This is a genomic window from Streptomyces sp. NPDC058877 (assembly GCF_042742855.1).
GTDB lineage: Bacteria > Actinomycetota > Actinomycetes > Streptomycetales > Streptomycetaceae > Streptomyces.
Window position 1 is genome coordinate 1 of the sequence record NZ_JBHYMF010000109.1, and the last position, 8,462, is coordinate 8,462.

8 protein-coding genes are annotated in these 8,462 nt (G+C 73.2%); 2 read left to right on the forward strand and 6 right to left on the reverse strand.

Annotated elements, in window-relative coordinates:
- Positions 1 to 49: 49 nt before the first annotated feature.
- From ACFW2Y_RS23345 to ACFW2Y_RS23355, 3 genes are all read right to left on the reverse strand, one after another.
- Positions 50 to 877 carry a hypothetical protein gene (locus ACFW2Y_RS23345; protein WP_384882472.1) on the reverse strand — a complete coding sequence of 276 codons (828 nt, stop codon included), beginning with the start codon at positions 875 to 877 and terminating at the stop codon, positions 50 to 52.
- Positions 877 to 2,151, reverse strand: a complete 1,275-nt coding sequence (locus ACFW2Y_RS23350) for a VWA domain-containing protein (RefSeq protein ID WP_384882475.1) — start codon at positions 2,149 to 2,151, stop codon at positions 877 to 879. Before ACFW2Y_RS23350 ends, ACFW2Y_RS23345 begins: the two co-directional genes overlap by 1 nt.
- Before the next feature lie 421 nt (positions 2,152 to 2,572).
- Complete coding sequence (locus tag ACFW2Y_RS23355; protein WP_384882478.1) at positions 2,573 to 3,454, reverse strand: winged helix-turn-helix transcriptional regulator; 882 nt, start codon at positions 3,452 to 3,454, stop codon at positions 2,573 to 2,575.
- A gap of 139 nt (positions 3,455 to 3,593) precedes the next feature.
- Here ACFW2Y_RS23355 and ACFW2Y_RS23360 point away from each other — a divergent pair, with 139 nt between their 5' ends.
- A complete protein-coding gene (locus ACFW2Y_RS23360; protein ID WP_384882481.1) occupies positions 3,594 to 4,850 on the forward strand; it encodes an MFS transporter in 1,257 nt (418 codons plus the stop codon).
- A gap of 369 nt (positions 4,851 to 5,219) precedes the next feature.
- Here ACFW2Y_RS23360 and ACFW2Y_RS23365 read toward each other — a convergent pair whose 3' ends face one another.
- The 3 genes from ACFW2Y_RS23365 to ACFW2Y_RS23375 form a co-directional block, all read right to left on the reverse strand.
- Positions 5,220 to 5,936, reverse strand: a complete 717-nt coding sequence (locus ACFW2Y_RS23365) for a flavodoxin family protein (protein WP_384882484.1) — start codon at positions 5,934 to 5,936, stop codon at positions 5,220 to 5,222.
- Between the two features lie 400 nt (positions 5,937 to 6,336).
- Positions 6,337 to 6,609 carry a DUF6296 family protein gene (locus ACFW2Y_RS23370; protein WP_384882487.1) on the reverse strand — a complete coding sequence of 91 codons (273 nt, stop codon included), beginning with the start codon at positions 6,607 to 6,609 and terminating at the stop codon, positions 6,337 to 6,339.
- A gap of 29 nt (positions 6,610 to 6,638) precedes the next feature.
- Positions 6,639 to 7,451 carry an N-formylglutamate amidohydrolase gene (locus ACFW2Y_RS23375; RefSeq protein WP_384882490.1) on the reverse strand — a complete coding sequence of 271 codons (813 nt, stop codon included), beginning with the start codon at positions 7,449 to 7,451 and terminating at the stop codon, positions 6,639 to 6,641.
- 204 nt (positions 7,452 to 7,655) lie between these two features.
- On the opposite strand from ACFW2Y_RS23375, the gene ACFW2Y_RS23380 reads away from it, so the two are divergent.
- Positions 7,656 to 8,228: an HPP family protein gene (locus ACFW2Y_RS23380; RefSeq protein WP_384882493.1), complete on the forward strand. Its 573-nt coding sequence runs from the start codon at positions 7,656 to 7,658 to the stop codon at positions 8,226 to 8,228.
- Positions 8,229 to 8,462: the final 234 nt, after the last annotated feature.

Sequence of the window (8,462 nt, forward strand, 5' to 3'; positions counted from 1 at the left end):
CTCACCGCCCGAGGGGGGCGGTGAGGGCCCTCGTCGGTCCGGAGCCGGGTCAGACGGCCGGCGGAACCCGGGACGGGCGGCCCGCGCCGCGGGTCAGGGCGTAGCCGCCGATGCCGGCGAGTGCGGCGAGGACTCCGCCCGCCAGGGTCCAGAGCCAGCGGTCGGACCACCAGCCGGAGGACCAGCCGTCCTCCGGAGCCCCCGCCTCCGCGGCGGGGGTCCGACCCGCTTCGGTGTCGGCCTTGGCCTGGTCGGCGGTGGTCGCCCCCGGGACGAGCGGCGCGGCCAGGGCGCCGTCGGTGGCGTAGGCCCCGCCCTCGTCGGCGACGTCCACCCCGATCCGGGCGGAGAAGGGCTGCCCGAGGTCCTCGTCCGGGCCGTCGGTGACGGTCAGTCGGACGTAGTAGCTGCCGGGCAGGGAGTCTTGGGACCAAGCGTCGGCCGAGGCCCGGACCGGGCGCAGGGCGCAGGCGAGTTCGACGGTCGCGGCGTCCTTCGCCGCTGCGCGGGACTGCATTCCGTAGGTGCACGGCTGACGCCGCCGCAGCCCGTCGTACACGTCGACGCGCCAGGTGGCCGCCCCGTGCCGCAGGGCCGTGTCCGGAAGCGTGACCGTGGCCCTCACGGTCGGCCGCTCTCCGGTGTCGGCGGGAAACACCCAGTACAGGTAGTCACCGGTGGCGGCCTGTGCCGTTGCCTGCTGCCCGGGGAGGAAGCGGGCGGCGGTGCGGAAGGTGGTGCCGGCCTCCGTGGGGCCGGCCTGCTCGGAGGGAGAGGCCGACGCGCTGGGGGTGTCGGCCAGGGCGGCCGGAGCAGCCTGACCGAGCAGGGCGGCGCCCGCGAGCACGGCCGTGGCGAGCATGCGTACGGTACGCATCAGTGGGTCCTCCAGACAGCGACGCGCCAGCGGGACAGCCAGCCCCAGAGCAGACCGGCCAGGAAGCCGACGAGGACCAGGGCGCCGAGCAGCCACCAGCCGCGGCCGAGGCCGAAGGAAGCGACGTCCGAGGCGCTGGACGGGCCGTCGACGACGTCCACCGTCAGTTCGATCGGCATGCCCGGCGTCGTCTTGACCGACGGGGGAGCGGAGAAGGAGTTGCTGACCTGGAGGCAGACCGTCTCGGCGGCCGGCTTCGTCCCGTCCGAGTCGTCGTCCGCCTCGGCCTTCGGGTAGCGCAGTCCGGTCGAGATCACGTCCGTGCGTCCGTCGCCCGCCTCGGATCCGCGGACGATCTCGCGGCCGTGGAGGGTGACGGCCCGCAGCAACACGCCGTAGTCCTCGTTGACGGCGCGGTCGGCCGAGATGCTGACGGAGGCCCGCAGTTCTTGACCGGGCAGCAGGTCCACCCGGTACCAACGGTGCTCGCCGAAGGTCTCGCGGTCCGTGTAGAGGCCGGGCTTCAGCTGGGGGGCGTCGGCGCACCGTGCCGCGCCGTTGGTGGCCACGGGGGTGACGACGGGGTCGGCGGCACGGTCGACCAGTTGGCGGACCCGGCGGGAGAGCTCGTCGGTGCGGTGGATCGAGGTGTAGGTGCCTCCGGTCGCCTCCGCGATGCAGGTGAGTTGCTGCCGGGTCTTGGCGTCCGGCACCAGGCCCAGGGTGTCGATGACGAGGTGGATCCCCTTTGCCGCGATCTCCCGGGCCACTTGGCACGGGTCGAGGGGGGCGCAGGTGTCCTCGCCGTCCGTGATGAGCACGATCCGCTTGGTCGCCCCGTCTTCGCCGAGGTCCTCGGCGGCGCCGAGCAGGGCCGGACCGATCGGGGTCCAGCCCGTCGGTGCCAGGGTGGCCACCGCGGTCTTGGCCTCGGTGCGGTCGAGCGGGCCCACCGGGTAGAGCTGTCGGGTGTCCTTGCAGCCCTGCTGGCGGTCCTGCCCGGGGTAGTCGGCGCCCAAAGTGCGGATGCCGAGCCGCACCTCTTCGGGGACCGCGTCGAGGACCTCGTTGAAGGCCTGCTTCGCCGCGGCCATGCGGGACTTGCCGTCGATGTCCTTGGCCCGCATGGAGCCGCTGACGTCGAGTACCAACTCGACCTTGGGTGATTCCTTCGCCACTGGTTCGTCGGCAACCGCGCTCGTCGGCAGGAGCGCGGCGCTCAGGGCGACGAGCAGCGCGCCGGCCCCGGTTGCCAGCCGTTTTCTCGTGATCATCGCCGGATCGTATTGATGATCGTCCGACAAACCAAAACCGGGGGTGGTAACCGGCCTCCGGACCGTGCTCCGGGCCCGAACGGCTCAGCGGTGCTCGGCGTTCGGGAACACCGGCTTGCGCCCGGTGTCCGGCCGCGCCCGCGACGACGACCCGCAGACTCTTCGCTGACCGAGACCACGACTACGACGAGCACCCTCGCACCCCTCGCCGCAGCGGCACCGGTCCGGGGATTGCCCGCCGCGGCATCGCCCACGGCTCCGGGCTCGGCAAGACCTGCCGAGTCGTCGAGCGGACCTGCGCATGGCCGCACCGGTCCAAGTGGCTCCGCATCCGCCATGGAGCACGGGCCTGTCTCGGCCGGGGGCTGCCCCGACCGGCATGCGGCACCCTCTGCCTGCGACGACTCGGAACCTCATGTCGTCAGTCCTCTGCTGCCAGGCGCCGCGCCTCCGTCAGGGCTTCGTCCACCGCCGCCGGGATGTCCGTCACCGGGAAGTGCGCGTGCCGCACCACGCGGTTGCGGTCCACCACCAGCACGGCCCGCTTCAGCCGCAGCAACTGCCCGGCGCGGAAGGTGGGCAGTCGCAGGGCGGCGGCGAGGCGCAGGTCGACGTCCGAGAGGAGAGTGAAGGGAAGGCCCTCCTCGACCGCGAAAACCCGCTGCTCGTCGGGGCGTTGGGTGCTGACGCCGCGCACTTCCGCACCCGCTGCGCGGAAGTCCTCGTACGCGTCTCGGAAGAGCCGGTTCTCCAGCGTGCAGCCGACGGTGCCGGGGATGCCCGACCAGCCGTCCGGCAGGGGGCCGGGGGTCCCGGTCGCCGGATAGCAGAACAGGACGGTGGCCGAGCCGCCGGTCACCGGGTCCACCGGCACGCCGTCCCGGTGACCCGGCAGCTCCAGGCGCGGCAGCCGCTCGCCCGCCAGACCCGCGACGCGCCGCGCCTCCGCGCTCGCCTCGTCGGCGGTGCCGCTGAGCGAGCCGTCGCCGAAGACCCAGCGATCCGCCCAGTCCTGCATCGACAGCAGCACCGGCAGCAGCCCCTGGCCGCTCTCCGTCAGCCGGTACTCGTGCCGCACCGGCCTGTCCTGGTACGGGACCTTCTCCAGGACGCCCGTCTCCACCAGGTGCGCCAGGCGCTCGGTGAGCACCTTGCGGGAGATGCCCAGCTCCTCCTGCAGCGCGTCGAACCGGTGGTGCCCGCGCGCGGTCTCCCGGATCAGGAGCAGGCTCCACCAGTCGCCGACCACCGCCGCCGCATGCGCGATCGCGCACGCCGCGTCCCGCTCGGGAACCGACCTCATCACAGCGTCTCCACTCCTCCGCGCGCGGCGGCTGCTCCTCGGGACCATCTTGCGCCATGAGGTCGGTTCCCGATAGAAACTCACCCGGAACAAGTGAGTTCCCAAAAGAGACTGACTAGACCCAGGGGGTGGGCGCCGTATGGGCGGGACACGAGCGATCCCGGAGCACGACCGACGCGACGACGAGCAGGAGACCTCGCAGCCGGGCGTCTTCTGGCGCTTCTGGGCCGCCGCCACCGTCAGCGGTGCGGGCACCGCCGTCACCGCCCTCGCGCTGCCCCTCGTCGCCCTCACCGTCCTCGACGCCACCGCCTTCGAGGTCGCCCTGCTCGCCGCCGCCGGACAGGTCTCCTGGCTGCTGCTCAGCCTCCCGGCGGGCGTCATGGCACAGCGCGTGCCGCTGCGCCGGCTCCAGGTCGCGCTCGACCTCGTGCGGTTCGCGGCGCTCGGATCGCTGCCACTCGCCTGGTGGCTCGGCACCCTCACGTATCCGCACCTGCTGCTCTCGGCGCTCGTCACCGGCGCGGCGACGGTGCTGTTCGACATCGGCAACTCGACCTTCCTGCCCGCCGTCGTCCCGGCCCGGCAGCTGGCCGCCCGCAACAGCGTCATGTCCGGCACGCATGCCGTCACCGACACCGGCGGTCCCTCCCTCGGCGGCGTCCTGATCAGTGCGACCGGCCCGGTCGGCGCGCTGATCGTGGACGCCGCCAGCTACCTGGCCTCCGCGGTGCTCCTGCGCACCCTCCCCGAGAGCCGCCCCGCGCCCCGCACCGGTGAGGGCGTGCTCCGGCTGATGCGCGAGGGCTGGCGCTACGTCACCGGGCACCCGGTCATGCGGCCCTGCATGATCTGGGCGACCGCTGCCAACTTCCTCAACGCGGCCCTCGTCGCCCTCACCCCCCTCTACCTGGTCCGCGAGGCCGGCCTTGACTCCGTACGGCTCGGTCTCGTCCTCGCCATGGACGGGGTCGGCGCCCTCGCAGGCGCCGCCGTCGCGGTCCGCGTGACCACCCGCCTCGGTACCGCGCGGGGCGTCATCGCGGCCGACCTGACCGGCGGCGCGCTGCTCCTGCTCGCCCCGCTGACCACGTCGGCCGGGGACGCCTACTGGTTCGCCCTGGGCAACGCCGGCTTCGCCTTCGGCACCGTCATCGGCTCGATCACCACCCGCACCTACCGGCAGACCCAGTCGCCCCCGGAACTGCTGTCCCGCGTGATGGCCACGGTCCGCTTCGTCTCCTGGGGCGCGCTGCCGCTCGGCGCGCTCACCGCGGGCCTCCTCGCCACCCGCTTCGGCGCCCACAACGCGCTCTGGACCGTCTGCGCCGCGGCCCTCCTGCCCCCGCTCTACCTCTTCTCCACCAAGGTGGGCCGCCACCGCGACCTCATCTGACGCTCCGGCGCCACGACACCGTCAGATCGGCTGACCACGTGGACGCGTTCCGGCGACGGCGCACGATCCGCACGGCCCGGATCGCGCCTGGGAAACCGGGCCCGCGGGTGACGGCGGTTGTCTCGACGCGGCGGATCTCGTCACGGCAGTGCTCCGTGGCGCGGGCCTCGTCGAGCAGAGGAGCGGGACGAGGGCGGCGGCGGTATGCCCAGGAGCCCACGGGGCGAGGCCATGGGGAGGGTGTTCACCGCGGCCGCCAGGGCGATCCCGCGCGGGCAGGACCTGTCCGGTGAAGGTGCGCCGGGCCGCACGATGGACTTGCTTGGTCCGGAGCCGACTTCCACCGGACCTCGGATGCTCCGGCCCGCCCTAACGGTGTTCGGGGTTCTCGAAGTCGAAGCGGCAGCCGGCGTCCCATTCGGAGCGCTGGTTGCCGTGGGCGGGGATGCCGCCGGAGTCCTTCAGCATCCGGGCCAGGTGCAGCTGGTTCCAGGTCATGAAGGTGGTGTTGCGGTTGGTGAAGTCGTTCTCCGGACCGCCGGAGCCGGGGTCGAGGTAGGACGGCCCCGGGCCGGCCGGGCCGACCCAGCCCGCGTCGGCCTGCGGCGGGATCACGTACCCGAGGTGCTGGAGGCTGTAGAGGACGTTCATCGCGCAGTGTTTGGCGCCGTCCTCGTTGCCGGTGATCAGACAACCTCCGACCCGTCCGTAGTACGCGTACTGCCCGCGATCGTTGAGGATCGACGAGCAGGCGTAAAGCCGCTCGATCACCTTCTTCATGACCGAGGAGTTGTCACCCAGCCATACGGGTCCGGCCAAGGTGAGGATGTCCGCGGCCATCACCTTCGAGTAGATGACGGGCCACTCGTCGGTCTCCCACCCGTGCTCGGTCATGTCCGGCCACACGCCGGTCGCGATGTCGATGTCCACCGCCCGCAGCACCTCGACCTCGACGCCCTGGCGCTCCATGATGCCGGTGCTGATGTCGATCAGCCCCTGAGTGTGGCTGCGCTCCGGCGACCGCTTGAGGGTGCAGTTGATCACCAGGGCGCGGAGATCACGGAAGGACGTGTCGGCGTCGGTCATCGGTGCGTTCCTTTGCGAACGAGTGGGCGGTTGGAGGGCGAAGCGCACCCGGCCGCGACGTCGATGCGGCCCCGGGGCGGTCCGGCCGAAAATCCCGTCCACTGTCTCGTCTCGGCGGGCGGAACGACCGAGCGCCGCGCCAACGGCGGCGAAGTCGTCTCCCGATCACCCGCGTGGCCGGCACCCGTGACATCTCTCCCCGGCTCGGATCGGTCCGCAGCGCACGAGGACGTCGGCGGCCCTCACCCGCCAGGTCGTCGTGGCGGTACGAAGGCATGGCGGGCGCGGCCGTCCGGGGGCCTCCTCGCTCCGGGGTGGCCCCCTCCACGTCCGACCCCCGTCTGCGCAGTCCGTACCGCTCGGACCGCTTCGGGGCGACCGAACGCACGAGGACCGCACATCAGGTGCGCCGGGTGGGGGACTCCTCCGGATCCATCGGTCCTGCGTCAGGGAGCGGACGGGCCCTGACGCCCTGGGAGGGCTCCTGGTGGCCGCCCGTGGCGATGATGCGCACCTCGTCCCGGTCGCTGATCTCGGCGCGGATGATGCCGGTGGCATCGGTGTAGACCGGATGGCCTCCGGACCCCGTGAGGTGCGTGCGCTCCACGACCACGACGTCCCGGGCCGAGCCCGTGCTGTCGGAGAACACCAGCTCGTATCGGAGTGGGCTCATTCACCCGATTTTACGCCGATCGGGCCGGGTCACCCCTGGGGAACCGCGTCGACCAGGGCGGCCAGTGCCTCGCCGAGGGCTCTCGCACCCGGCCCCGCCGGCCCACCCGGCTCGCTCATGTAGCGGTCACGGCGGATCTCGATCATCAGCGAGCTCACCCGCGGGTCGCGGCCGTAGTGCTCCAGCGGTACGTACGCGCCGGCGAAGGGGCTGTCGGTTCCGACACCGCCGAACCCGCCGAATGCCTCCCGCGCCGCCTCCAGCAGCGCGGGAGGCGTGTGGAAGGCGTCCGTGCCCAGACAGACCGGCGGACGCGGGCCGTCGCCGTGCAGCTCGTAGGGCAGCCGCTCGGTCGGGTAGGAGTGGACGTCGAGGATCACCGCGCGTCCCGTCGCCGCGAGGCGCTCCGCGACGGCGTCGCCCATCGCCCGGGCGTACGGGGCGAAGTACCGGTCGAGCAGCGGCGAGGCGTCGAACCCGCTCGGCCGCAGCAGTGCACGGTGGCTGGTGCGGGTGTAGACCGCGCCCATGCCGACCGACAGCATCTCCTCCCGTTCGTCCGGGAAGCGCTCGGGGTCGACGACGAGCCGCGAGAGCCGGTTGACGAACCGCCAGGGCTGCGTGCCGGCCGCGGAGGCGGCGACGGCGGCGATCTCCGCCGTGTGGGAGTCCGTGATGTGGTCCAACTCGCGGGCGAGCTCCTCGTCACCGAGCAGAATGCCCCGGCGCACCTCCGGGGGCACCTCGCGGGCGGAGTGCGGGACGTGGAGCAGGAGAGGGGAGTCGGGGGCGCCGTGCAGGAGCTGGAAACCGGGCGAGGAGCCGGAGGGGACGTCGGTCATGGGACGATCCTGCCGCCCACCCCGCCCATGTCGGGGCGAAACCGCTGGATAAGGTGGGGGAGGATGCGCCGCCTTACCGGGACTTCAGGCGCCGGACCGGGCCGATCGCCGAGCACGACGGGGCCCGGACGTCCGCCCGGTGCCCGCCCCGTTCCGTCCGGACCGCGGCAGCCGCCCCGGAAGTACCGTCCCCGAGAGCAGCGAATGAGTGCCGAAGCCGTCCTGAATCCCGAACCCGATCCCGATCTCGCCAGCGACGCCCCCGCTGTGGTACCGCGCCGCCCGCGCATCGCCGGCAGGGCTCCGGCCGGGCCCGCGCCCGGCGCCGCCCTCCACAGCATCAGCGCAGCGACCACCGCCCTGCTCGGCCTCGTCGCCATCGGGGCCTTGATCCACGAGCCGGTGCTGATACCGCCGCTCGCCGCCAGCGCCGCCCTGGTGCACTGCGCTCCCGCGCTCCCCCTGGCCCAGCCCCGGAGCGTCGTCGTGGGGCACCTCCTCGGTGCCGTTGCCGGGTACGCCGTGGCGACCGTGGCGGGGAACGGCAGCGCCTGGGCCGCCGCGGTCGCGGCGGGAGCCGCCCTCGCACTCACCACCCTGGCCCGCACCCCGCACTCGCCGGCCTGCGCGACCTCCGTCGTCATCGTGCTCCAGGCCCCCGCTCCCGGCAGGTTCGTCCCCTTGCTCTTCGGCGCCACCGTCCTGCTGGTGCTGACGGCGTTCGCCGCCTCCCGCACCCGGCGTTCGGCGCCGAGTTACCCCGCCTACTGGTGGTGATCCGAGGGCCGGTTCCGGCCCGCGCCCCGGCTGGCGACCGTACGCCCTCCCCCTGTTCCCGTGTGCGGGCGCCTGGGGCCCGGTGCGCCCCCGGTGCCCCGCACCCCCGAGCGCCCTTCGTGCGGGTGATCGCGTCAGCTTGCGGTTGCTTCCGGTCGGAAACGACCGCCGGGCACCGGACCGTCCGGGACGGGCTGCCCGGGGGCGCTATCACACCCGTATGGCCTTCTCCCT